The sequence below is a fragment of the Enterobacter cloacae complex sp. P1B genome (assembly GCF_014982345.1).
Classification (GTDB): domain Bacteria; phylum Pseudomonadota; class Gammaproteobacteria; order Enterobacterales; family Enterobacteriaceae; genus Enterobacter; species Enterobacter bugandensis.
Genome location: NZ_JADCLF010000013.1, coordinates 445,378 through 467,937 on the forward strand (window position 1 = coordinate 445,378; position 22,560 = coordinate 467,937).

Here is a 22,560-nt window from a genome sequence, read left to right on the forward strand (position 1 = left end):
GAACGCACAGCCTAAACAAAAATGGTTAAGAATCCAATTGTTGGCCGGTGATTATCTGAACAAAGTGAGAAATATTTTCTGTCGACCAGAACGGCCCGAAAGTGGTGTAAAGAAAGCCTGGAAAATGTGTAGAAAAATGCCCCGTCAGGACATCAGCTGACGGGGCCAATGAGGCGGTTATTTTACGCTGACATCGATACCCGGGAAGTACTTATCAGCGAGTTTGGCGATCGTGCCGTCGGCACGTACTTTATCAATGGCGGCATCAAGCTGCTTTTTGGTGGCCTCGTCACCTTTGCGCAACCCAAAGCCGATCCCACTGCCGAGGATAGTGTCGTCAGACACCGGTTTGCCGATGAAGCCAAACCCTTTTCCCTGCGGCTTGCTGAGGAAACCCGCCTGCCCGGCCGCGGACATGACCAGCGAGGCGTCAATGCGGCCATTCAGCAGGTCACCCCAGGCCATATTCTGATCTTTATACGACACCACGGTGACACCCTGCTTTTCCCAGTGCTCTTTGGCATAGGTTTCCTGAATCGACCCCTGCAGCACGCCGATGGTTTTTCCCTTCAGCCCTTCAGGCGTTGCTTCGACCGCCGTACCGGCCTTGCCGACCAGCTGAGACGGAATGCGGTAGATCGGCTGGGTAAAATCGATGCTCTTGCGGCGCTGTTCGGTGATATTCATCGCCGAGTTGATGGCGTCAAACTTCTTCGCCACCAGCCCCGGGATCAGCGCGTCAAACGAGGTTTCGACCCAGCTGCACTTCAGCGCTGCCGCTTTGCAGATGGCATTTCCCAGCTCAACGTCAAACCCTTCCAGTTCGCCTGCCGCATTACGGCTTTCAAACGGCGGGTATTCCGCTTCCAGACCGTAGCGCAGCTCGGTGGCCGCGAAGGAGGAAAAGGTACACAGCAATCCCATGCCGACAACTAACGCGCGTAATTTCATTTCATACTCCTTAGCGTGGTTTAACCCGACACAGGGCCTGGGCACCTGCCCGTAACGTCGCCTCATCTTTCGCAAAAGAGAGACGAATCAATTTATTATCCGTGCCGTCGGCATAAAACGCCGACAGCGGAATGGTGGCAACACCGTACTCAACAATCAGCCGCTTCACCAGCTCGCTGTCGCGCTCGTCGCTGAACTGGCTGTAGTCCGCCAGCATAAAGAACGACCCGGCGCTCGGCAGCAGGGTAAACGGCGAATCGGCCAGCAGGCCGTGCAGCAGATCGCGCTTACGCTGGTAAAACGCCGACAGTGACAGCCAGGTTTGCGGATCGGTCATGTGTTCTGCAAACGCGTATTGCATTGGCGTATCGGCAGAGAACATCAAAAATTGATGGACTTTACATATCTCGTCCATCAGCTCTGCGGGCGCCACACAATAACCCACGCGCCAGCCGGTGACGTGATAGGTTTTTCCGAAAGAAGAAATAATCACGCTACGCTCCGCCAGCTGCGGGTGCGTGGCCATCCCGTGGTGCGGTTCCCCATCAAACACGACGTGTTCGTACACTTCGTCAGACAAAATAATGATGTCGGTATTGCGCGTCAGCGCTGCCAGATGCTGCAGGTCATTAGCGGAGAAGACCTGGCCGCTCGGGTTGTGCGGCGTATTGATGATGATCATGCGCGTGCGCGGGGTGATTGCCGCACGGACCTCATCCCAGTTGACGGCAAAATCCGGCACCGTGAGCTTGATGGCGACAGGCGTTGCCCCCTGCAGACGAACAATCGGCGCGTAGCTGTCAAACGACGGCTCAAAGTAGATCACCTCATCGCCAGGGTGCACCAGCCCGCTTATCGCCGAATAGAGCCCTTCGCTGGCGCTGGCGGTGACCAGCACCTCGCTGGCAGGGTTATACTGCGTGCCGTAGAGCGCGGCAATCTTATCGGCGATGCGTTCTTTGAGCGGCTGCAGGCCGGTCATCGACGCATACTGGTTATGCCCTGCCTCCATCGCGCGGGTAACGCCGGCGATCAGCTTCGGGTCGCAGGAAAAATTCGGTGCCCCCTGAGAAAGGTTGATGGCGTTATGCTGGGCCGAAAGCTGGCCGATAACGGTAAAAATGGTGGTCCCCACGTCTGGCAGCTTGGAGCGCGTTTGCACCTGTGTTCGTAAAGTCATCCTCTTTCCCTTCTCATGGATATTGCATAACTATTCAAACAACAACTCCGTTGCCGGGACAATCGAATTGTTGTCATAATAGCCATGAGAAAAATGCATAGCTGAGGTGTTTCAATGTCACGCCGTTCGCTCCCGCTCAATGCCATCGACGCATTTTTAGTCACCGCGCGGCATCTGAATCTTACCCACGCCGCCGCGGAACTCTGCCTGACGCAGGGGGCCGTGAGCCGTAAGATTGCCTCCCTTGAAGCCTGGTTTGGCTTTCCGCTGTTTGAGCGCCACGCGCGCGGGTTGCGCCTCTCCCCGCAGGGCAGCGCACTGCTTCCCGAACTGCAGTCCTCCTTCGAACAGCTGCTGAGCGTGGCCGACCAGGCCCGCAGCCAGCACACGGTGATCCGCCTCAAGGCCCCCACCTGCGCGATGCGCTGGCTGGTGCCGCGCCTGCTGGAAGTGGAGCGCGAGCAGCCGGATCTGCAGATCGCGCTCACCACCACGACCGATCATAACGTCAATTTCAAAACCGAATCTTACGATGCCGCCATCGTCTTCGGCACGCACATGAGCGCAGGCGATCTGCTGTTCGAAGAGGCGCTGACGCCGGTGTTCAGCCCCGTGCGAGCGGGTGCCGCGCTGGGTTCGCTGACGTTTCTTCATCCGACAAGGGATAAGACAGACTGGTCACTGTGGCTGGCGAATCAGGAAGGTCCGGGCTTTGCTATGCACAAAAATCAACACTTCGATACGATGGATCTCGCCATTACCGCCGCCATTCAGGGACTGGGCGTAGCCATTGCCGACGAAACGCTGGTGGCAGAAGATATCCGCGCCGGAAGGCTAATGCGGCCCTATGAGACCAGCATTAAAACCGGCGCGAGCTACCGGCTGGTGCTGCGCGAAACGCCTTGTCAGGAGAATGGTCTGGCGGCGTTTCGCGCCTGTTTGCTTAATCGAGGCTGACGTGGTGCTTCATTACGCGCTTGAAGAGGCTCATGCGGGCGCGCATAAAGCGGTTTTCAACCCTGAAACCTGCATGTTTATTCACACCAATGCGTAACAGCACGTCCCGCCCTTTGCGGCAGGCGGGCCAGCGCGTCGGCCCGTGAAGGCTGTCATGCGTTCCGGCATCGCGCGCAAAGCTCACCCAGTAATCAGCTACCTGGGCGGCAAACGCCAGATCCCGTTCGTTAACGTACTGGCGCGAAGGCTCCACCTGCCCGAGGGTATCGAACGCGTACGGCACCTCATTGCCGTGCCAGGCACCGTTGATATAGGTGGCGTGTTCCGCTTCGGCCACATAGTCAAACCAGTAGCGCCAGCAAAGCCCGCCGACGCGCTGCTGGGCCTGCATCACCACGTAGCCCATGGTGGTGAAGGCCATGTCGCGGCACACCTGCCTGCCGAGCTCCTCGTCGCCCTTCACGCCCGGATAAAGCAGCTTGATGAGCCCCAGCCCGAAGCGGCGCTCCCGGCGAAGCTTCTGGATCTGCCCGGCGAGATCGACACCAAACACCGCCATCACGCTGGCTTCATCGCTGTTGGAGCCAATCATCACCGGCACGGGATGCTGGCGGGCGGCGAAAAAGACGTCCAGCATCGCCTCCGGCAAAACGCAATCCCCAACGATAGGGGCCGGAGCGACGTTCAGCGGAGCGGTCAGCGGCCAGAACGCCTCAGGCGGGATCGCGCGCAGCTGCTCTGCCGTCGCATTTTCCAGCCCGAAGTGGGCGGCCAGCGCTTCCCCTTTGTGCAGGGCCTGCGCGCGCGGCGTATCCGGCAAAGTGTACCCGCTTTGCACTATCGCCTTTTGGAATAGTCCTTTCGCCAGCGGCGAGGCCAGCAGCGACAGCACGCTGCGCGCGCCGGCGGATTCACCAAACAGGGTCACGTTATTCGGGTCGCCACCAAACGCGGCAATATTATCCTGCACCCATTCGAGCGCGGCGATCTGGTCCAGCAGGGCAAAATTATGCACCACCCGCTCCTCTTCACCTTCCAGAGCGGGATGGGCGAAGAAGCCGAGATGGCCGAGACGGTAGTTAATCGTGACGACAACCACCCCGCGGGATGCCAGGGCGTTGCCGTTATACGGCGGCAGGCTTCCGGCGCCGATCGTAAACCCGCCGCCGTGCAGCCAAACCATGACCGGCAGCGGCCCGGTACGGTCGATAGGGGACCAGACGTTCAGATAAAGGCAGTCTTCAGAAAACTGGCCGGGATCGCCCCCACCCAACTCCTGACAATATTCACTGCTTTGCCAGCTTGAGGGCGAAAAGTCGGTAGCTGCACGCACGCCATCCCAGCGTTCCGGCGGCCGGGGTGAGCGCCAGCGCCAGTCGCCAACGGGCGGTGCGGCATAGGGAATACCGCGCCAGAGGTGAACGTTTTCATCGGTTAAACCAGACAGTGCGCCCTGGCGCGTTTCAACCACAGGGGCGGAAGGATTTTGCATAACGACCTTATTTTTTCCATCACACCCCTGAAGAGTAACGATTTCAGAGCAAACCGCAACGCTGTTTGCTGCGCATTTCCGCCTCCTCGTAGAGCGTAAATTCGTCATACACCGGGCAGCCGAGCGCGGCTTCAAACGCATTGCGGCTGGCATTCCCGTGGCTGCGCGCCTGGGTTTCATTCCCGAGATTGGACTGGAAAATCCCCGCCGCGCTGACCGGAAGGAAATCTTCGTAAATTATCGGCTGGGCCACCACCCACCCGCGCTCGATCAGCGGCTGCGCGTCATCCCCCGGACGAAACGCGTGACGATGGGCCTCTCCCGCCGGGGTCAGGCGATAGCGAAAATACGCCAGCTCCTGACGGCGCAGGAACATTTCGCTGTCCGGGAAGGCGCTGAAAATCTCCCGCAAATGCAGCTGGTGCGTGAGGTTATCTTTTCCGGTTCCGGCCTGGGCCAGCAGGCTATCGTACAGTTCACGGCCTTTCGGGGTCAGTGCCACGCCGCGCTGTTCAATTTCACCGAAGCGCGCGGTGTGGGTGCCTTTATGTTCCCCGGCGAAAAGCACCGGCTCTTCGAGGGCTTTAAAGCTGGTCTGACGCAGCAGGATCGGCACTTCACGACGCGGCGGCCCTTCGATCAGAATTTTGGGCTCAATCCCGTACTTCGGCATCAGCTCCTGCACACGGTCAATGTCCAGCGTGCGCGGCGTGAGGTGGTTGATATGGCACCCCGGGAAGCAGACCACGTCAGCTATCAGGCGGTGCTCGTTACTCAACGCCAGGTAGGTCTCCTGGTCGACCGTTGCATGACGGTGCCAGCGGAAGGTTTCTAACGCTTCCTGTACAAACTCGTGCGCCTGCGCTTCGGTAAAGTGCCCTTCCGACTCATGGAGGTCAATAAGTTCCAGACAGCGCGGCGTAAAGATGTTCCGCTGAGAGAGAATTTCTGCCGCCCGTTCGCGTAACGCCACGTTTTCAATCAGCTCAAGGCGCAGCAGTGAGGTAAAGATACGAAACGGATTGCGGCACAGCGCCGCATCGTCAACCGGACGAAACGCCGTTGAGTGGACCGGTACCCCCGCCTGAGAAAGATCGTAATAGCTGACCGGGAACATGCCCATGATGGCAAACATACGACGCAGGGTGGAAAGCTCTTGTGCCGTACCGACGCGGATCGCCCCGTGACGCTCCACGTTCAGGCGTGCCAGCTCGTCGGCGTTCGCCAGTTGTTCATGTAATAGTGGATTATTTTCCAGAACCGCCAGGTTTACGTCCGCGACCAGCTCAAGCAAGGTGCCGTACTGCGGAACTTCCTGCTGGTACATCGCCGACATAGCCTGCGAAAAATGTTCCCGAATATCATCAGCCGTGATGGTGTTCGCCATGATGTCATGCCTCCAGTGAATATTACCTGGAGTGTAGAGAAGGCCGTTCCTTCCGGGGGGAAGAATTTCTGATTTGTGATCTTAAGACGCCAGTGGTTAAACCGTGTGCTACCGACCCCTGTTAGCCGCCTCGTCATCTTTTTCCAGGATTTTCCTTATGATTCGTAGCGGCTATTTTTTTCTAGCCCTTAAGGGGTAATTTTCTCCTAATCACCGCTTGCAAATTATTCGTTTTTGCTACGCCATTATTATTGGCCTCAACCTTCCGATTTTTAAATGAAACTTAGGACTAATCCGAACATTTGTTTACAAGTCCTTCCCACACTTCCATATTTCCAAACCAAGCGAAGCGCAAACGCAGCAATAATTAAATATAACGCAACCGCTAATGGCGAAACGAATTTGACGTATGCCTCACAGCGACTAGAGTTATTACTCGAACGACGAGTGATACGGAATATTTTCGTATCGTACTGACATAACCAATATATGACTATGAGGTTTAATATGGCAGAGCATCGTGGTGGTTCCGGTAATTTCGCTGAAGATCGTGAAAAAGCATCAGAAGCTGGACGTAAAGGCGGCCAGCACAGCGGTGGTAATTTCAAAAACGATCCGCAACGCGCATCTGAAGCGGGTAAGAAAGGGGGACAGAACAGTCACGGCGGAGGCCGTAAATCTGATAACTCCTGATCTTATTTAGTACTCTTTTAATAAAACCTGAGAGCATGCTGCGGGCTGAAAAGCTCGCAGTACCCTTTCCTTATTTTACCGGAGCGTAATTATTATGAATATGAAAAGTGTTGAGGATGTATTTATTCATCTTCTGTCCGATACCTACAGCGCTGAAAAACAACTTACCCGAGCGTTAAGCAAACTCGCTCGCGCCGCCTCCAGCGAGAAGCTGAGCGCCGCCTTCACCGCGCACCTGGAGGAGACGCAGGGTCAGATTGAACGTATTGACCAGATCGTCGAACAGGAAGACGGTATTAAGCTCAAGCGCATGAAGTGCGTGGCAATGGAAGGCTTAATTGAAGAAGCCAACGAAGTTATCGAAAGTACGGAAAAAAATGAAGTGCGTGATGCCGCGTTAATTGCCGCTGCGCAAAAAGTGGAGCATTACGAAATAGCCAGCTACGGTACCCTTGCGACCCTCGCAGAACAACTGGGCTACAAAAAAGCCGTTAAACTTCTTGCCGAAACGCTGGAAGAAGAGAAAGAGACCGACCTTAAACTCACCGACCTGGCCGTTGGCAATATTAACCAAAAAGCGCAGAAATGACGCGATAAGACAGGTTAAATAAAATGAGCATCAGTCCCAGGACAATTAAACGGTGCCATTTAGCGGCAGCAATAATATGGTTCATTCTCGCTATCCCTTCCGTAATATGGTGGAAGAATAGCGTACTATGGGTCATTATCATCAGCATTTACGCCAATATTGTCGGCCACTTATCTGGCTACAGTGCCGCACGTGCCGATCAGGCTGCTGAAAGTGAGACCAAATAAGCGAACCCCTAATGAGGATACAATGATGAATCACGTAGAACACTACCATGACTGGCTACGCGATGCCCATGCAATGGAAAAGCAAGCCGAATCTATGCTGGAGTCCATGGCCAGCCGTATTGATAATTATCCTGATGTTCGCGCCAGAATTGAGCAACATATTAATGAGACAAAACGGCAAATTACATTGCTGGAGGAAATCCTCGACCGTAATGATATTTCTCGTTCGGTCTTAAAAGACTCGATGAGCAAAATGGCGGCCCTGGGTCAATCCATCGGCGGTATGTTCCCGTCCGATGAGATCGTTAAGGGCTCGATCAGCGGCTATGTCTTCGAACAGTTTGAAATCGCCTGCTACACCTCCCTGCTCGCTGCGGCGAAAAAAGCGGGCGATACCGCCTCTGTGCCTGCCATTGAGACGATCCTCGCAGAAGAGCGCGAAATGGCCGACTGGCTGATTCGCCATATCCCGCAAACGACGGAACAGTTCCTGCTGCGTTCAGACGCAGACGGTGTCGAAGCGAAAAAATAATCCACAGGAGAGTGCCTATGTTTCGACACGTCAAACAGCTGCAATATACGGTTCGCGTCGCCGAACCCAACCCCGGTCTTGCTAACCTTTTACTGGAACAGTTTGGCGGGCCGCAGGGCGAACTGGCTGCCGCCTGCCGTTACTTCACTCAGGGCCTGAGCGATGACGATCCGGGCCGCAAGGATATGCTGATGGATATCGCCACCGAGGAGCTAAGCCACCTCGAAATCATCGGTACGCTGGTTGGTATGCTGAACAAAGGTGCCAAAGGCGCGCTGGCGGAAGGGGTGGAAAATGAGGCTGAACTGTATCGGTCCATGACCGAAAACGGTAACGACAGCCACATCACCTCCCTGCTCTACGGCGGCGGTACCCCGCTCACTAACTCGGCGGGCGTGCCCTGGACGGCAGCCTACGTCGATACCATCGGCGAGCCGACGGCGGATCTGCGCTCGAACGTGGCGGCAGAGGCCAGGGCGAAAATCATCTATGAACGGCTGATTAACGTCACTGACGATCCCGGAGTGAAGGATGCGCTGGCGTTTCTGATGACGCGTGAGGCGGCGCATCAGCTCTCCTTTGAGAAGGCGCTGCAGTCCATTCGTAATAATTTCCCGCCGGGAAAACTGCCGCCAATCGAGGAATTCACCAACAAGTACTACAATATGTCTGAAGGTGGAGAGGTTCGCGGAAGCTGGAACAGCGATAAGCACTTTGATTACGTTGAGTGCCCCCAGCCTGCGGTTGATGGCGGAGACGGTAGCGCCAGCGTGACGCTCACAGCTGAACAGGCAACCCTGGTTAAGGCGATGTCTGCCCGCACCAAGTCCGATCCCCATTCCGACCCGCTGACCGGTGCCGAGCTGGGTGCCGGAAAGAGTAAACCGTAATCGGTTTTGCCGGGCATCCTGACCTGCCCGGCAATTCTCGTGCCCCATCGCTTCAGAGGTACGGACCATGTTCGAACTTGATGCATTTCATCTCGCCAGAATTCAGTTCGCTTTTACCGTCTCGTTTCACATTCTTTTCCCGGCGATCACCATCGGTCTTGCCAGCTATCTGGTCGTGCTTGAAGGCATGTGGCTGCGCACCAAAAACGACGTCTGGCGCTCGCTGTACCACTTCTGGCTCAAGATATTTGCCGTTAACTTCGGGATGGGTGTCGTTTCCGGGCTGGTCATGGCGTATCAGTTCGGCACCAACTGGAGCGGGTTCTCCCAGTTCGCAGGCAGTATTACCGGTCCCCTGCTGACCTACGAGGTGTTAACCGCCTTCTTCCTGGAAGCCGGCTTTCTTGGCGTAATGATGTTCGGCTGGAACAAGGTTGGCCCTGGGCTGCACTTCTTTTCAACCTGCATGGTGGCGCTCGGCACGCTGATGTCGACCTTCTGGATCCTCGCCTCAAACAGCTGGATGCACACCCCGCAGGGTTTTACTATCGAGAACGGGCAGGTCATTCCGCAGGACTGGCTGGCGATTATCTTTAACCCCTCCTTCCCTTACCGCCTGATACATATGGCCATCGCCGCATTTCTGAGCAGCGCGCTGTTTGTCGGCGCGTCGGGCGCATGGCACCTGCTGCGCGGTAACGATACCCCTGCCATACGCACCATGTTCTCCATGGCGATGTGGATGGCGCTGCTGGTTGCCCCCATTCAGGCCGTCGTGGGCGATATGCACGGCCTGAACACGCTTGAGCATCAGCCAGCCAAAATTGCCGCCATAGAGGGGCACTGGGAAAATCCGCCCGGCGAGGCCACGCCGCTGCTGCTGTTTGGCCTGCCCGATATGGACGAGGAGCGCACCAAATACGGTCTTGAAATTCCCGCGCTCGGCAGCCTTATCCTGACGCACAGCCTCGATAAGCAGGTCCCGGCGCTGAAGGACTTCCCGAAAGAGGATCGCCCAAACTCGACCATCGTCTTCTGGTCGTTTCGCATCATGGTCGGAATGGGCCTGCTGATGATTACCCTCGGTCTGGTCAGCCTCTGGCTACGCTATCGCCACCGGCTCTACCACTCGCGTCCGTTTCAGTGGTTTGCCCTCTGCATGGGGCCCGCGGGTCTGGTGGCGCTGCTCGCCGGTTGGGTGACCACCGAAGTGGGCCGCCAGCCGTGGGTGGTTTACGGTTATCTGCGCACGATTGACGCGGTCTCCCTGCACAGCACCCTGCAGATGAGCATCAGCCTGCTGGCGTTCTTCGTTGTCTACTCGTCGGTGTTTGGCGTGGGCTATGTGTACCTCATCCGGCTGATTAAGAAAGGCCCGCAGCCCGTCGATACGCTGACGTCAAACACGTCGGGCACCCCCGCCCGTCCACTGTCTGCCGCGGAGTCTGTTCCGGAACAGGAGAGAAACTGATGGGCGTCGATATCTCTGTTATCTGGTTTGCCATCATCGTCTTTGCCACGCTGATGTACATCATTATGGATGGCTTTGATTTGGGCATCGGCCTGCTGTTTAACTTCGTGGGCGATGCGAAAGAGCGCGATGTGATGGTCAACAGCGTAGCGCCCGTATGGGACGGCAACGAGACCTGGCTGGTGCTCGGCGGCGCGGGGCTGTTCGGCGCGTTCCCGCTGGCTTACGCGGTGATCATTGATGCGCTCACTATCCCCCTTACCGCGATGCTGATCGGCCTCATCTTTCGCGGCGTCGCCTTTGAGTTTCGTTTTAAAGCGACGCCTTCGCACCGCAAGTTCTGGGACTACTCCTTCGCCGGTGGCTCTTTGCTCGCCACCTTCAGTCAAGGGATCGTCGTGGGGGCGGTGATCAACGGCTTTGAGGTTGAGGGCAGACGCTTTGTGGGCTCGCCGCTTGACTGGCTGACGCCCTTTAACCTTTTCTGCGGTATCGGCCTGGTGGTCGCCTACACGCTGCTGGGCACCACCTGGCTTATCATGAAAAGTGAAGGTGCCCTGCAACGCCGTATGCGCGAGCTAACCCGCCACGTGCTGCTGGCCCTGATGGTGGTGATCGCGGTTGTCAGCGTCTGGACGCCGCTCGGCTGGCAGTACGTGGCCGACCGTTGGTTTACCCTGCCCAACTTCTTCTGGTTCCTGCCGGTTCCCCTGCTGGTAGGCCTGTTTAGCGTGCTGATCTGGCGGCTGACCCGCAACCCGGCCAGCCACTCGCGCCCCTTCCTGCTGACGCTGGGGCTGATCTTCCTCGGATTTAGCGGCCTGGGTATCAGCCTGTGGCCAAATATTATTCCGCCGCGCATCACCCTGTGGGAAGCCGCGGCGCCCCCCGCCAGCCAGCTATTTATGCTGGTCGGGACCCTGCTGATAATTCCTGTGATTCTGGTGTACACCGCCTGGAGCTACTACGTCTTCCGGGGCAAAGTTTCGGATACTGAAGGCTATCACTGAGGAACGCTATGACGGACTGGCATACACGGGCCATTATCTACCAGATTGATACCGCGCTTTTTTACGATATGAACGGCGATGGCTGCGGGGACATCGCCGGGATCGCGGCCAAGCTGCGCTATATTCGCCGCATGGGGGCGACGGTTATCTGGATCACCCCGTTTTACCTCACGCCCTTTCTCGATGAGGGCTACGACGTCAGCGACCATCTGCAGGTGGATCCCCGCTTCGGAAAACTGGCCGATATCATCGCCTTTATCGAACAGGCCCGGGAGCTGGGCATGCAGGTTATTATTGAGCTGCTGATCCAGCACACCTCGGACGCCCATCCCTGGTTCCAGCAGGCCCGCCGCAGCCCCGCCTCGCCCTATCGCGATTACTATATCTGGTCGGATAACGACGACGACGATACGCCACCTATGTTCCCCGGCGTGGAAAAGAGCGTCTGGAGCTGGGACGACGAAGCGGGACAGTATTACCGGCACATGTTCTACCGCCACGAGCCGGACCTGAACCTGACCTCGCCCGCCGTGCTTAAGGAGATTGAGAATATTATCCTCTTCTGGCTCAAGCTGGGGGTATCGGGATTTCGACTGGATGCCGCATCACACCTCACGAAGCAGGCGGGCAACGGTGACGAGAAAAAGGGCCTGTGGATCCTGGAGCACATGCGCCGTCTTATCGAACAGCGTAATCCGGATGCGATCCTGCTCGGCGAAGTGGACGTAGACGTTGAGGTTTATAAAGACTATTTCGGCAATAACGACCGCCTGCATCTGGTGCTCAACTTCTGGCTCAACAAGTATTTCTACGTCAGCCTGGCCAGAAAAAGCGCCCGCCCGCTGCGCAACGCGGTGAAGAAAATGATCGTCCCGCCAGATTCATGCTGTTTTGCCAACTGGCTGCGCAACCATGACGAGCTGGATCTGGAAGGGATTAGCCAGAAAGATAAACAGTTCGTGCTCGACACCTTCGCCCCTGACGAGGAGATGAACGTCTATCAGCGTGGGATCCGCCGACGTCTGGCCCCGATGCTGAATGGCGATCCAAAGCGGCTGGCGTTCTGCCACGCGGTGCTCTTTTCCCTGCCGGGCGTCCCGGTGATGCGCTACGGGGATGAGATCGGCATGGGTGACGACCTTGAACTGGAGGAGCGCTACGCCGTCCGCACCCCAATGCAGTGGGCAGGTTCACAGGGCGGCGGTTTTTCGGCAGCCGATCCTGAAAAATTTATTGCGCCGATAATCGACCACGGCCCCTACCGCTATCAGAAAATCAACGTCGCCGATTCGCTGCTCCACCGCAACTCGCTCCTCCACCGGATTATTGATATTGCCAATACCCGCTCGGAGTTCCCCGAAATTGCCGTGGCGCCCTTTCGCCTCATCACCCTCAATCATGACGCGGTGCTGGGGATCTATTACGAGACCGACGAGCGCAGCATTCTGACCTTCGTTAACTTCAGCGACCAGCCGGTGCAGTTCACCGCCAGAGGGATCCGAAACGCCACCTGGACCGCCTGCCTCGCGGACAAACGCTACGACGACGCGCTGGTTTGCGGCAAAACCGTCGAACTCAGTATTGGCGCCTACGGCTACCGCTGGTTCTGGACGCACCGCAGCGCGCTGCGCTGATTAGCGTTTCCGGCGGGTTATCAGACGCGTCAGCATAATCCCGGCCACCGCGAGGGCCCCCAGCGCCACCTTGCCCGGCATACCGGAGGTGACGGACGTAGCGCGGTTCTTCGCTTCATCGGTAAAACGACCATGGATTTTGTGCAGGTCGTCAATCGGCTGGTCGAGATAGTCCCGCCGATCCGCTGCGTTCAGATCGTCGGTCATCTGGCCTTCCCAGGCTTTTTTTACCATCAGACGGTCAAGGTAGCCCGGAAAGAAGAATTGCCCGACGATGGACTGGATAGTGCTGCTGCCCACCCACAGCTCTCGCACCTGTTTCTGCGCAACCTTAAAGATGGCGCTGGCGGCCACTTCAGGCTCAAAGACCGGCGGCACCGGTCGCATCGCCCAGGCGAACTTATTCCTTGCCCATTCGAACTGCGGCGTATTGAGCCCCGGCATCTGCACCATGGAAAGCTGAACCCGGCTGTTCTCGTGCATCAGCTCCGTGCGCACCGCATCGGTGAATCCGCGGATCGCCGCTTTGGCCCCGCAGTAGGCCGACTGCAAAGGGATGGAACGGTAGGCCAGCGCGGACCCCACCTGAATAATCACCCCCCTGTCGCGGGGCACCATCAGCTCCAGCGCGGCGCGGGTGCCGTTAACAAATCCGAGATAGGTAACATCCGTCACGCGACGAAACTCATCCGGCGTCAGGGTACGAAACGGCGCCAGCACGGCCCCCATCGCATTGTTGACCCAGACATCAATCGCCCCGAGGCGATACTCAATCTCGTTAGCCGCATCCACCACCGCCTGGCTGTCGGCGACGTCCGCCTGCACCGCGTGGGCATTAACGCCGAAGCGGCGAAGCTCTTCCTGGGTGGAGTGCAGGCTGGCTTCATCGCGGGCGATAAGCCCCACATCGTAACCTGCCTTTGCAAATTTCAGCGCCGTGGCTTTTCCCACGCCCGCCGTCCCGCCGGTAATCACTATGACCGCCATAGAACCTCCGCGTGAATTTAGCCGTTATTGCCGTCCGACAATGTTGTCACCAGTTCAGCGAGCGAAAATTGCACCGCTTTTTCCACCACATCCTGGCAGTCGCCGGAGAAAAGGACGGTGCGGGTTTTCGTCTCACCGCAGATATTCCAGGCAAAGCAGACCGTTCCCGCCGCCGTACCGTCATCGCCCCCTTCCGGACCCGCGTAGCCGCTGATGGCGATGCTGATATCCGCCTGGGCAATGTCGCGGATGCTGGCGGCCATCTCGGTCACCGTCTGTTCACTGACGGCGGTATAGCGCGCCAGCGTCTCCTGACGCACGCCGAGGATCCGCGATTTGGCTTCATCGCTGAACACAACCAGCCCGACGTCATAAAAATCGGCCGTGTTTTCCTCTGCACACAGCGCCACCGAGAGCTTTCCTCCCGTGCAGGATTCCGCGGTGGTTAAGCGCAGCCCGGCATCGGTTAATTTACTCGCCAGCTTTTTGGTGAGTTCACTCACGGTATAATGACTGTCGTGTAAAAGATTGCTCATCTTGCCGCCTCTTATTTTTCAACAGGAATGATTGAAATATGTCCATTGCGCTCAAGTATGGCATATTTAATTTCGCTAAGTTCTGTAATGCCATTATTTTGACGCGCTGACACCAGAATATCATCACAAGATACGTCGACTTTTTTTAGCTTATCCGCTAATGGAACGCCATTCTCAACCAGAATCACAGGGGTCCCATCAAGAATATTCTCCACCGGGGAAAAATATTTCTTCATCAGGCCAAATATAATGTCAACGACCACCAGCGTGGTAATGGTAATCATTGCGCCGGTAACGGAGAAATCCTGCCCCAAAAGCGCCTGCTGCGTCGCCTCACTAATAATTAAGAGGAGGATGAGATCAAAGCTGGTCATCTGCAGCAGCGCCCGTCGCCCTGCCACTTTAAATACCACCACGAGAAACAGATAAATCGCCAGCGCGCGAAAGACCATATCCATATCAGCCTCCTAGGGGTAAATAAATTGCCAGAGGTTAATCTCCGGCTCGTTGTTGACGCGGATGACGGTGTTCCATTTACCGGCTCTGGAAGGTGTCGTGAAGTATAAAACAGAGAAGTTGTCTGATTTTTGCAGGTCGTCATAGACCAAATAGAGGGTTTTGCCGTGGCTATACATTTTGTCTGGCTGCGGCCAGACGCTGCCGGGCTCGTACACGTCGCTGCTGTCGGTGGTCAGGCTGAGGGTATAGCTGCCCTCCGTCTTCACCGGGAAGGTGACCTGCATTCTTGACTCCGTCTCCCGCCGGCCGAAGCGTTCATAGTTTATGCTCAATGAGTTAGCGGAATTGGTTTTGGCAGTATCGCTCACCACCCCGCTGGAAAACAGACCAGCAACCGCTGCGATGATAATAGCCAGGAGGACAACAAAACCCACCTGGCGAAATGAATATTCAAACCTCAACAAGCGATAACTCTCATCTATCCCGGGTAACTTTTCATTTTCATGCTTCATAGTCGTTGTCACCGTTTCGCTTATTTCAAGATAGTTTTGATTTCCAAAGAAAATGTTTTTAAGACTTATCACATTTGCCACATAAAGGAATAGCAACAATACTTAATATGTCAAGACACTCAAAAATGAAGGATATCAGATGAAATTATCACTTATTTCCGCTTTTTTGATATTTCTGGTTCCAGCTGCATGGGCAGATAATAACGGCGGGTTACAAAAAGGTGAAGCACCGCCACCGCCCCACGCGCTGGACAGCGGATATCGTGGAACCGACGACGCGCGTATTATGACCATCGATCAGGCAAAACAATTGCACGATGGCGCGACAATATCATTGCGCGGTAATCTTATTGACGGTAGCGGCGATAAGTTTGTATTCCAGGATAAAACCGGAAAAATCGACGTTATTATTCCCCAGGCAGTCTTCGACGGCAGAACGGTAAAACCCGATCAGATGATCAGTATCAACGGTTCGCTTGATAAAAAATCATCGCCTGCCGTCGTTCGTGTTGATCGTTTGCAGAAATAATTCAGCGAAGCGTTAACGCTGCAACTATCCATCAAATCTCACCCCTTGGCTTAAGGAGTCAGCTATGAGTGATACTACACAACGTACGAACGCTTACCCGAAACCCCCGTTCCCGGAACAGCCGCAAACGCCGCCGGGGCTGGCGTCTGAAATGCAGCCTGTACCCGACCACGGTGAAACAAGCTATAAAGGGCATGGCCGCCTTGCCGGCAAAAAAGCGCTGATCACCGGTGGCGACTCCGGGATTGGACGCGCAGTGGCTATCGCCTACGCCCGTGAAGGGGCAGACGTCGCCATCAACTATCTGCCTGAAGAAGAGAAAGATGCCGCCGAGGTCATCGACCTGATCAAAGCGGAAGGCCGCAAGGCCATCGCGCTGCCCGGAGACGTGCGGGACGAGACCTTTTGTCAGAATCTGGTCGAAGAAGCCGTTTCGAAGCTGGGCGGGCTGGATATTCTGGTCAACAACGCAGGCCGTCAGCAGTTCCGGGAATCCCTTGAAGAGCTGACCACCGAAGATTTTGACGCGACGTTTAAAACCAACGTTTACGCCCCCTTCTGGATCACCAAGGCCGCCTTGCGCCACCTGAAAGCGTCGTCCGTGATCATTAACACTTCCTCCGTTCAGGCGGTGAAGCCCAGCCCCGTACTGCTGGACTACGCCCAGACGAAGGCCTGTCTGGCGGTGTTTACCAAATCCTTAGCCAAACAGCTGGGTCCGAAAGGCATTCGCGTCAACGCGGTCGCCCCCGGCCCGTACTGGACGGTACTCCAGTCCAGCGGCGGCCAGCCGATGGAGAAAGTGAAGGAGTTCGGGGGGGATACCCCGCTGGGTCGTCCGGGACAGCCCGTCGAGATTGCCCCGCTGTACGTCACGCTGGCCTCGGATGAGTGTTCCTTTACCTCCGGTCAGGTATGGTGTTCAGACGGCGGCGACGGCGTGATCTAAACCGGTTTGTAGTTTATCCCTCCGCAGTGAGCAATAAATGAACAAGGACGTTCATCACCCACCTCGCCTGAAAAACATGTTGTAACTCAAACAGATCAAATGTTAAAAATATTTTGCTATCAAGTTATCAAAATTAAACAACTTAACTTGTCACCCGCATCGCTCTGTTTTTAACATCGCCTATGGAAAAAAATGGTCTGTTCAGTCAGCGCATACGCTTGCGCCATTTGCATACATTTGTGGCCGTCGCTCAACAGGGAACGCTGGGGCGCGCGGCTGAAACTCTTAACCTGAGCCAGCCCGCGCTCTCAAAAACCCTTAACGAGCTGGAACAGCTGACCGGCGCCCGTCTATTTGACCGCGGTCGGCTGGGGGCACAGCTGACTCTGGTGGGCGAACAGTTCCTGACGCACGCCGTGAAGGTGCTGGATGCGCTCAACACCGCAGGCCAGTCCCTGCACCGAAAAGAAGAGCAGACCAGCGAGGTGGTGCGCGTCGGCGCCCTGCCAACCGCGGCGCTGGGGATCCTGCCGCCCGTTATTGGTCAGTTCCACAAGCAGCAGCGCAATACCACTATTCAGGTTGCCACCATGAATAACACCATGCTGCTCGCGGGGCTGAAATCGGGTGAGCTTGATCTCGGTATCGGTCGAATGTCCGACCCCGAGCTGATGGGCGGTCTCAATTATGAACTGCTGTTCCTGGAATCCCTGAAGCTGGTGGTTCGACCCGATCATCCCCTGCTGCAGGACACGGTGACGTTAAGCCGGGTGATGGAGTGGCCGGTGGTGGTTTGCCCGAAAGGGACCGTCCCGCGCCAGGCCGCCGAAACCTTGCTGCAGATGCAGGGGTGTACGCTACCCTCAGGGTGCATCGAAACGCTTTCGGCTTCTCTTTCGCGCCAGCTTACCCTGGATTATGACTACGTCTGGTTCGTCCCCTCCGGTGCGGTAAAAGATGATTTGCGTCAGGGCACGCTGACCGCCCTGCCGATCGCCTCCCCGGGTGCGGGTGAACCCATCGGTATTTTGACCCGGGTGGATACTCCCCTTTCCACGGGCGCACAAACGCTACTGAGCGCTATCCGTAAATCTATGCCTGTCTGATTCCCTTCACCCCTCACCCAGTTGCCTCTCCCTGTGTCAGAGGCAACTGGGCTGTGCGTTAATCAAATAATGCGGAATGATCCATTAACAATTGCGTAAAACAAATTAACAGTTTTATCATAATGGCGGATTCACCATTTGGTTCGCGAATCGTTATATAAACAAGAATTCACTCGTTTTAATCATTGCTCTCCCCGCATTTATTATCCAGATGGTACACACCCGGCAATGCGGAGAGATTCAAAGGAGACAGAAATGGCATTTGGCAGCGCGCCGCGCGGGATACCTTGTATTTTGCAGTGGCTCCTTGCCGGACTGATGTTGCTCATCGGTCTGGCGGTCGGCGGGTTGGGCTTCAAGCTCGCCGCCGTAGGCGGAAGTTTTTACTTCGTGATAATGGGCGTGGTGATGGTCATTGCCGCGCTACTGATTTTCCTCAATCGCAGCAGCGGGATCGTGCTTTACGGCATCGCGTTTATTGCCTCGCTGTTCTGGGCGGTAAGCGATGCGGGCTGGGATTTCTGGCCTCTCTTCTCGCGCCTGTTCACCTTCGCCGTACTGGCCTTCCTCTGCGCCATCGTCTGGCCTTTCCTGCGCGCGGCAAACCGCGGCGCAGCGAATAAAGCACCGGCTTATGGCGTTGCGGCGGTTCTCGCACTGGCGATGCTGGTCAGCCTCGGCTGGATGTTTAAGCCTCAAACCCTCGTGGCGGCGAACGAGCCCGTTCCGGTGAAACCCGTTGCTCCAGGCGAACAGCAGAAAAACTGGGAACACTGGGGCAACACCACCCACGGCGACCGCTTCGCCGCGCTGGACCAGATTAACAAGCAAAACATCAGCGATCTGAAAGTCGCCTGGGTGGCGCACACCGGGGATATTCCGCAGAGCAACGGCTCCGGTGCGGAAGATCAGAACACGCCGCTGCAGATTGGCGACACGCTCTATGTCTGCACGCCGTACAGTAAAGTGCTGGCGCTGGACGTGGATTCCGGGAAAGAAAAATGGCGTTATGATTCGAAAGCCACCGCGCCGAACTGGCAGCGTTGCCGTGGTCTGGGCTACTTTGAAGATCATGCAAACGTGACAGCGTCACAGACCGGGACATCGCCAGCGGCATGCCCTCGCCGCCTGTTCCTGCCGACCACCGACGCCCGTCTGATTGCCATCAATGCGGATAATGGCAAGCTCTGCGACGACTTTGGTGACCATGGCACCGTTGACCTGAGCGTTGGCATGGGTGAGATCAAGCCGGGCTATTATCAGCAGACCTCCACGCCGCTGGTTGCCGGAAACGTTGTTGTCGTCGGCGGTCGCGTCGCGGATAACTTCTCTACCGGCGAGCCGCCGGGCGTGGTGCGCGCCTACGACGTTCACACCGGTAAACTGGCCTGGGCGTGGGATCCGGGTAATCCGAACCTGACCGGCCTGCCGCCGGAAGGCCAGACTTATACCCGCGGTACGCCGAACGTCTGGTCTGCGATGTCTTACGACGCTAAGCTGAACCTGATCTACCTGCCAACCGGCAACGCCACCCCGGACTTCTGGGCGGGCGAGCGCACCCCGTTGGACGATAAATACAGCTCCTCCATCGTCGCCGTCGACGCGGCCACCGGACAGGTGCGCTGGCATTTCCAGACCACCCACCACGACCTGTGGGACTTCGACCTGCCTTCCCAGCCGCTGCTGTACGACCTGCCGGACGGCAAAGGCGGCACCACGCCTGTACTGGTGCAGACCAGCAAGCAGGGCATGATCTTTATGCTCAACCGTGAAACCGGCAAGCCGGTGGCGAAGGTGGAGGAACGTCCAGTTCCGGCGGGTAACGTTGAAGGTGAACGGTACTCTCCGACCCAGCCGTACTCCGTGGGCATGCCGATGATTGGCAACCAGACGTTGACCGAGTCCGACATGTGGGGGGCGACGCCTGTCGACCTGCTTCTGTGCCGCATTCAGTTTAAAGAGATGCGTCATCAGGGCGTCTTCACCCCGCCGGGTCTCGACCGTTCCCTGCAGTTCCCCGGCTCGCTCGGCGGGATGAACTGGGGCAGCGTCTCCGTTGACCCGAACAACAGCCTGATGTTCGTCAACGATATGCGTCTGGGGCTGGCAAACTACATGGTGCCGCGCGCGAACGTGGCGAAAAACGCCAGCGGCATTGAGATGGGGATTGTCCCGATGGACGGCACGCCGTTCGGCGCAATGCGCGAACGCTTCCTGTCGCCGCTGGGCATTCCGTGCCAGAAGCCGCCGTTCGGAACCATGTCGGCCGTTGACCTGAAAACCGGCAAGCTGGTGTGGCAGGTACCGGTTGGTACCGTAGAAGATACCGGCCCGCTGGGCATTCGCATGCACATGCCAATCCCAATCGGGATGCCAACGCTGGGCGCGTCGCTATCAACCCAGTCCGGCCTGCTGTTCTTCGCCGGCACCCAGGATTTCTACCTGCGCGCGTTTGATACCGCCACCGGGAAAGAGATCTGGAAGGACCGCCTGCCGGTCGGTAGCCAGTCCGGCCCGATGACCTACGTCTCGCCGAAAACCGGTAAGCAGTACATCGTCATTAACGCCGGGGGCGCTCGCCAGTCGCCGGATCGCGGTGATTACGTTATCGCGTACGCGTTACCCGATAAGCAGTAACGGATGAAAAAAGGGACCGAAAGGTCCCTTTTTTGTCGGCCGGGTAAGCGAAGCGCCACCCGACACGGCCGGCGAGTCAGAACGTTTCCCAGTTATCACCGTTATGCGCTACCGCCGGACGTAATGCAGCAGGTTTTACTGCCGCAGAGTTCTGCTGTTGAGTACGCCCCTGAGCCTTACCGCTCAGACGAAACGCCCCGACCGCCTCGGTCAGACGCGCGCCCTGTTCTTCCAGCGACGCCGCCGCCGCGGAGGCCTCTTCCACCAGCGAGGCGTTCTGCTGGGTCACTTTATCCATCTCCGAAATAGCCTGGCTGACCTGCACGATACCGCGGCTCTGCTCGTCAGACGCGGCGGCAATCTCCAGCATGATGTCGGTGACGCGCTTCACCGCCTCGACGATCTCATTCATGGTATTGCCAGCGGCAACGACCTCACCGGAACCCTGGTCTATCAGCGAGACCGATTCGTTGATCAGGCTTTCGATCTCTTTTGCGGCGTTGGCGCTGCGGCTTGCCAGGGTGCGGACTTCGCTGGCCACCACGGCGAACCCGCGTCCCTGCTCGCCCGCCCGCGCCGCTTCTACCGCCGCGTTAAGCGCCAGGATATTGGTCTGGAAGGCGATGCTGTTGATCACCGCGGTAATCTCAGAGATTTTCTTCGAACTGCTTGAGATATTGCCCATAGTTTTCACCACACCGGAGACTATCTGGCCGCCGCGGCTGGCTTTCCCGGAGGCATCTTCCGCCAGCTTGCTGGCATGATGGGCGTTATCGGCGTTCTGCTTCACCGTCGCGGTCAGCTGCTCCATGCTGGCGGCAGTCTGCTCAATCGCCGCGGCCTGCTGCTCGGTTCGTGATGAGAGATCGGTGTTACCGGCAGAGATCTCGCTGGTACCCCGGTAGATCTCCTCCGCTCCCTGACGGACGGTGCCGACCGTTGTTTCAAGGGAGTGCTGCATGGTTTGCAGATCGCGCGTCAGGCGGCCAATTTCGCTGCGTCCGGCCACGTCGTCCGGCATCGTCAGGTCGCCTTTGGCGATATTCTCGATACGTTTCGCTGCACGCTGCAGCGGATTAATGACCGTGCGGCGCAGCACAACGAAGGTCATCGCGGTCAGCACCAGCGCAAGCGCAAACGCGCCCACCATAAACATCAGGCCCAGCTGCGTGCGGCTGTGCGCCTGCGCCGTCAGCGCATTGGCGCGGTCGGTGCGGATCTTAATCGCCTTCAGCAGAACGGCGTTGTAAGCATCGTCCAGCGGGCGCGCGGTCTCATTTTCGTGGTTGATGATCGCCTCGAACATGCCGTTTTTGGCAAATTTGACCATCGGCTGGAGGCCCGCAATATAGGCGTCGTAGCGTGCCTTCAGGTCTGCATCCAGCGCTTCGTCCGCAGCGCTGCGCACGGAACGATGCATATAGGCGGTAAAGCTATCCTGGGACTGCTTAATGCGCGTTTCCGCCTCACGGATGTTCTGCTTCATGGCCTCCATCTCTGCGATACGGCTTGCCGCGCCGGCGTGGATCATATTGATACGCGCGGTGCGCAGATGGTTTGAGCTGTTCGACAGCCCCATACGGACCTGAATTTCGGACGTAACGTCCTGCTGATCGTTGTCGGCCTGTAGCAGGAAATACCCCGCCAGACCCGAACTCAAGGCAAACAGCAGAATAATGCCACCGAGAATGGAGGAAAACAGCGGAACCAGCCTGATGTGATGCAGGAAGCTCAGCTTGCGCTGCGCCTGCATCGAAGAAGTGTTGTCCATGACCGTCGACTCTCTTATAGGTAAGATGCGCAAAAACACGCCTGTTAGATAGTCATCGGCA

Annotated in this window: 22 protein-coding genes; 13 read left to right on the plus strand and 9 right to left on the minus strand. The window is 57.1% G+C overall.

The features are described from left to right. Positions 1-177 precede the first annotated feature (177 nt). Together INF77_RS14995 and INF77_RS15000 are read right to left on the minus strand one after the other, a co-directional pair. Positions 178-951 (minus strand): transporter substrate-binding domain-containing protein, encoded by a 774-nt coding sequence (locus INF77_RS14995; RefSeq protein ID WP_025756391.1) that lies wholly within the window; start codon positions 949-951, stop codon positions 178-180. A 10-nt stretch (positions 952-961) separates the two neighbouring features. Next, entirely contained in the window at positions 962-2,131 is a 1,170-nt protein-coding gene (locus INF77_RS15000) for a pyridoxal phosphate-dependent aminotransferase (protein ID WP_193531859.1), read from the minus strand. A gap of 114 nt (positions 2,132-2,245) precedes the next feature. Here INF77_RS15000 and INF77_RS15005 point away from each other — a divergent pair, with 114 nt between their 5' ends. Beyond that, positions 2,246-3,088 carry a LysR family transcriptional regulator gene (locus tag INF77_RS15005; RefSeq protein ID WP_193531858.1) on the plus strand — a complete coding sequence of 281 codons (843 nt, stop codon included), beginning with the start codon at positions 2,246-2,248 and terminating at the stop codon, positions 3,086-3,088. Here the strand turns inward: INF77_RS15005 and INF77_RS15010 are convergent. After that, positions 3,075-4,580 (minus strand): carboxylesterase/lipase family protein, encoded by a 1,506-nt coding sequence (locus tag INF77_RS15010; RefSeq protein WP_193531857.1) that lies wholly within the window; start codon positions 4,578-4,580, stop codon positions 3,075-3,077. The genes INF77_RS15005 and INF77_RS15010 overlap by 14 nt on opposite strands. 43 nt (positions 4,581-4,623) lie before the next feature. Then, on the minus strand, positions 4,624-5,967 hold the full coding sequence (locus tag INF77_RS15015) for a VOC family protein (RefSeq protein WP_193531856.1): 1,344 nt from the start codon (positions 5,965-5,967) through the stop codon (positions 4,624-4,626). A gap of 507 nt (positions 5,968-6,474) precedes the next feature. On the opposite strand from INF77_RS15015, the gene INF77_RS15020 reads away from it, so the two are divergent. The 8 genes from INF77_RS15020 (at position 6,475) to INF77_RS15055 (ending at position 13,013) form a co-directional block, all read left to right on the plus strand. Then, positions 6,475-6,660, plus strand: a complete 186-nt coding sequence (locus INF77_RS15020) for a general stress protein (RefSeq protein ID WP_004150795.1) — start codon at positions 6,475-6,477, stop codon at positions 6,658-6,660. A 94-nt stretch (positions 6,661-6,754) separates the two neighbouring features. Further along, entirely contained in the window at positions 6,755-7,249 is a 495-nt protein-coding gene (locus INF77_RS15025; protein WP_008502272.1) for a ferritin-like domain-containing protein, read from the plus strand. Between the two features lie 23 nt (positions 7,250-7,272). Then, a complete protein-coding gene (locus INF77_RS15030; RefSeq protein WP_008502273.1) occupies positions 7,273-7,476 on the plus strand; it encodes a hypothetical protein in 204 nt (67 codons plus the stop codon). A 25-nt stretch (positions 7,477-7,501) separates the two neighbouring features. Continuing rightward, positions 7,502-8,008 carry a ferritin-like domain-containing protein gene (locus INF77_RS15035; protein WP_028013107.1) on the plus strand — a complete coding sequence of 169 codons (507 nt, stop codon included), beginning with the start codon at positions 7,502-7,504 and terminating at the stop codon, positions 8,006-8,008. Between the two features lie 17 nt (positions 8,009-8,025). Continuing rightward, positions 8,026-8,898, plus strand: a complete 873-nt coding sequence (locus INF77_RS15040; RefSeq protein ID WP_193531854.1) for a manganese catalase family protein — start codon at positions 8,026-8,028, stop codon at positions 8,896-8,898. A gap of 67 nt (positions 8,899-8,965) precedes the next feature. Beyond that, entirely contained in the window at positions 8,966-10,369 is a 1,404-nt protein-coding gene (locus tag INF77_RS15045) for a cytochrome ubiquinol oxidase subunit I (protein WP_028013105.1), read from the plus strand. After that, positions 10,369-11,379, plus strand: a complete 1,011-nt coding sequence (gene cydB / locus INF77_RS15050) for a cytochrome d ubiquinol oxidase subunit II (protein ID WP_028013104.1) — start codon at positions 10,369-10,371, stop codon at positions 11,377-11,379. The genes INF77_RS15045 and cydB overlap by 1 nt, the downstream gene beginning before the upstream one ends. A gap of 8 nt (positions 11,380-11,387) precedes the next feature. Further along, on the plus strand, positions 11,388-13,013 hold the full coding sequence (locus tag INF77_RS15055) for an alpha-amylase family protein (protein WP_193531853.1): 1,626 nt from the start codon (positions 11,388-11,390) through the stop codon (positions 13,011-13,013). On the opposite strand, the gene INF77_RS15060 is transcribed toward INF77_RS15055, so the two are convergent. Genes INF77_RS15060 through INF77_RS15075 form a run of 4 tightly spaced genes read right to left on the minus strand, consistent with a single transcriptional unit; the run spans position 13,014 to position 15,507 of the window. Beyond that, positions 13,014-14,000 carry an SDR family oxidoreductase gene (locus INF77_RS15060; protein ID WP_193531852.1) on the minus strand — a complete coding sequence of 329 codons (987 nt, stop codon included), beginning with the start codon at positions 13,998-14,000 and terminating at the stop codon, positions 13,014-13,016. A 17-nt stretch (positions 14,001-14,017) separates the two neighbouring features. Then, positions 14,018-14,536: a 2-oxo-tetronate isomerase gene (locus INF77_RS15065; protein ID WP_047368522.1), complete on the minus strand. Its 519-nt coding sequence runs from the start codon at positions 14,534-14,536 to the stop codon at positions 14,018-14,020. 11 nt (positions 14,537-14,547) lie between these two features. Then, positions 14,548-14,994, minus strand: a complete 447-nt coding sequence (locus tag INF77_RS15070) for a DUF421 domain-containing protein (RefSeq protein WP_028013100.1) — start codon at positions 14,992-14,994, stop codon at positions 14,548-14,550. Between the two features lie 9 nt (positions 14,995-15,003). After that, positions 15,004-15,507, minus strand: coding sequence for a hypothetical protein (locus tag INF77_RS15075; protein ID WP_048959564.1), 504 nt, complete (start codon positions 15,505-15,507; stop codon positions 15,004-15,006). Between the two features lie 139 nt (positions 15,508-15,646). On the opposite strand from INF77_RS15075, the gene INF77_RS15080 reads away from it, so the two are divergent. From INF77_RS15080 to INF77_RS15095, 4 genes are all read left to right on the plus strand, one after another. Then, positions 15,647-16,036, plus strand: a complete 390-nt coding sequence (locus INF77_RS15080; protein ID WP_008502282.1) for a YdeI family stress tolerance OB fold protein — start codon at positions 15,647-15,649, stop codon at positions 16,034-16,036. 64 nt (positions 16,037-16,100) lie between these two features. Then, positions 16,101-16,985, plus strand: a complete 885-nt coding sequence (locus INF77_RS15085; RefSeq protein ID WP_028013098.1) for an SDR family oxidoreductase — start codon at positions 16,101-16,103, stop codon at positions 16,983-16,985. Between the two features lie 182 nt (positions 16,986-17,167). Then, positions 17,168-18,091 carry a LysR substrate-binding domain-containing protein gene (locus tag INF77_RS15090; protein ID WP_028013097.1) on the plus strand — a complete coding sequence of 308 codons (924 nt, stop codon included), beginning with the start codon at positions 17,168-17,170 and terminating at the stop codon, positions 18,089-18,091. Positions 18,092-18,346: 255 nt separating this feature from the next. Next, complete coding sequence (locus tag INF77_RS15095) at positions 18,347-20,728, plus strand: glucose/quinate/shikimate family membrane-bound PQQ-dependent dehydrogenase (RefSeq protein WP_193531851.1); 2,382 nt, start codon at positions 18,347-18,349, stop codon at positions 20,726-20,728. 76 nt (positions 20,729-20,804) lie between these two features. Here the strand turns inward: INF77_RS15095 and INF77_RS15100 are convergent, their stop codons facing one another. Further along, positions 20,805-22,499 carry a methyl-accepting chemotaxis protein gene (locus INF77_RS15100; protein WP_193531850.1) on the minus strand — a complete coding sequence of 565 codons (1,695 nt, stop codon included), beginning with the start codon at positions 22,497-22,499 and terminating at the stop codon, positions 20,805-20,807. Between the last annotated feature and the right edge of the window lie 61 nt (positions 22,500-22,560).

What these genes read in the sequence shown, in the direction of transcription:
- INF77_RS15015 (WP_193531856.1), bottom strand. Translation starts at nt 5,967, where the DNA reads ATGGCGAACACCATCACGGCTGATGATATTCGGGAACATTTTTCGCAG.
- INF77_RS15045 (WP_028013105.1), top strand. Translation starts at nt 8,966, where the DNA reads ATGTTCGAACTTGATGCATTTCATCTCGCCAGAATTCAGTTCGCTTTT.
- INF77_RS15100 (WP_193531850.1), bottom strand. Translation starts at nt 22,499, where the DNA reads ATGGACAACACTTCTTCGATGCAGGCGCAGCGCAAGCTGAGCTTCCTG.
- INF77_RS15065 (WP_047368522.1), bottom strand. Translation starts at nt 14,536, where the DNA reads ATGAGCAATCTTTTACACGACAGTCATTATACCGTGAGTGAACTCACC.
- INF77_RS15040 (WP_193531854.1), top strand. Translation starts at nt 8,026, where the DNA reads ATGTTTCGACACGTCAAACAGCTGCAATATACGGTTCGCGTCGCCGAA.
- INF77_RS15070 (WP_028013100.1), bottom strand. Translation starts at nt 14,994, where the DNA reads ATGGATATGGTCTTTCGCGCGCTGGCGATTTATCTGTTTCTCGTGGTG.
- INF77_RS15005 (WP_193531858.1), top strand. Translation starts at nt 2,246, where the DNA reads ATGTCACGCCGTTCGCTCCCGCTCAATGCCATCGACGCATTTTTAGTC.
- INF77_RS15085 (WP_028013098.1), top strand. Translation starts at nt 16,101, where the DNA reads ATGAGTGATACTACACAACGTACGAACGCTTACCCGAAACCCCCGTTC.
- INF77_RS15030 (WP_008502273.1), top strand. Translation starts at nt 7,273, where the DNA reads ATGAGCATCAGTCCCAGGACAATTAAACGGTGCCATTTAGCGGCAGCA.
- cydB (WP_028013104.1), top strand. Translation starts at nt 10,369, where the DNA reads ATGGGCGTCGATATCTCTGTTATCTGGTTTGCCATCATCGTCTTTGCC.
- INF77_RS15055 (WP_193531853.1), top strand. Translation starts at nt 11,388, where the DNA reads ATGACGGACTGGCATACACGGGCCATTATCTACCAGATTGATACCGCG.
- INF77_RS15000 (WP_193531859.1), bottom strand. Translation starts at nt 2,131, where the DNA reads ATGACTTTACGAACACAGGTGCAAACGCGCTCCAAGCTGCCAGACGTG.
- INF77_RS15060 (WP_193531852.1), bottom strand. Translation starts at nt 14,000, where the DNA reads ATGGCGGTCATAGTGATTACCGGCGGGACGGCGGGCGTGGGAAAAGCC.
- INF77_RS15035 (WP_028013107.1), top strand. Translation starts at nt 7,502, where the DNA reads ATGAATCACGTAGAACACTACCATGACTGGCTACGCGATGCCCATGCA.
- INF77_RS15095 (WP_193531851.1), top strand. Translation starts at nt 18,347, where the DNA reads ATGGCATTTGGCAGCGCGCCGCGCGGGATACCTTGTATTTTGCAGTGG.
- INF77_RS15020 (WP_004150795.1), top strand. Translation starts at nt 6,475, where the DNA reads ATGGCAGAGCATCGTGGTGGTTCCGGTAATTTCGCTGAAGATCGTGAA.
- INF77_RS15090 (WP_028013097.1), top strand. Translation starts at nt 17,168, where the DNA reads ATGGAAAAAAATGGTCTGTTCAGTCAGCGCATACGCTTGCGCCATTTG.
- INF77_RS15010 (WP_193531857.1), bottom strand. Translation starts at nt 4,580, where the DNA reads ATGCAAAATCCTTCCGCCCCTGTGGTTGAAACGCGCCAGGGCGCACTG.
- INF77_RS15080 (WP_008502282.1), top strand. Translation starts at nt 15,647, where the DNA reads ATGAAATTATCACTTATTTCCGCTTTTTTGATATTTCTGGTTCCAGCT.
- INF77_RS15025 (WP_008502272.1), top strand. Translation starts at nt 6,755, where the DNA reads ATGAATATGAAAAGTGTTGAGGATGTATTTATTCATCTTCTGTCCGAT.
- INF77_RS14995 (WP_025756391.1), bottom strand. Translation starts at nt 951, where the DNA reads ATGAAATTACGCGCGTTAGTTGTCGGCATGGGATTGCTGTGTACCTTT.
- INF77_RS15075 (WP_048959564.1), bottom strand. Translation starts at nt 15,507, where the DNA reads ATGAAGCATGAAAATGAAAAGTTACCCGGGATAGATGAGAGTTATCGC.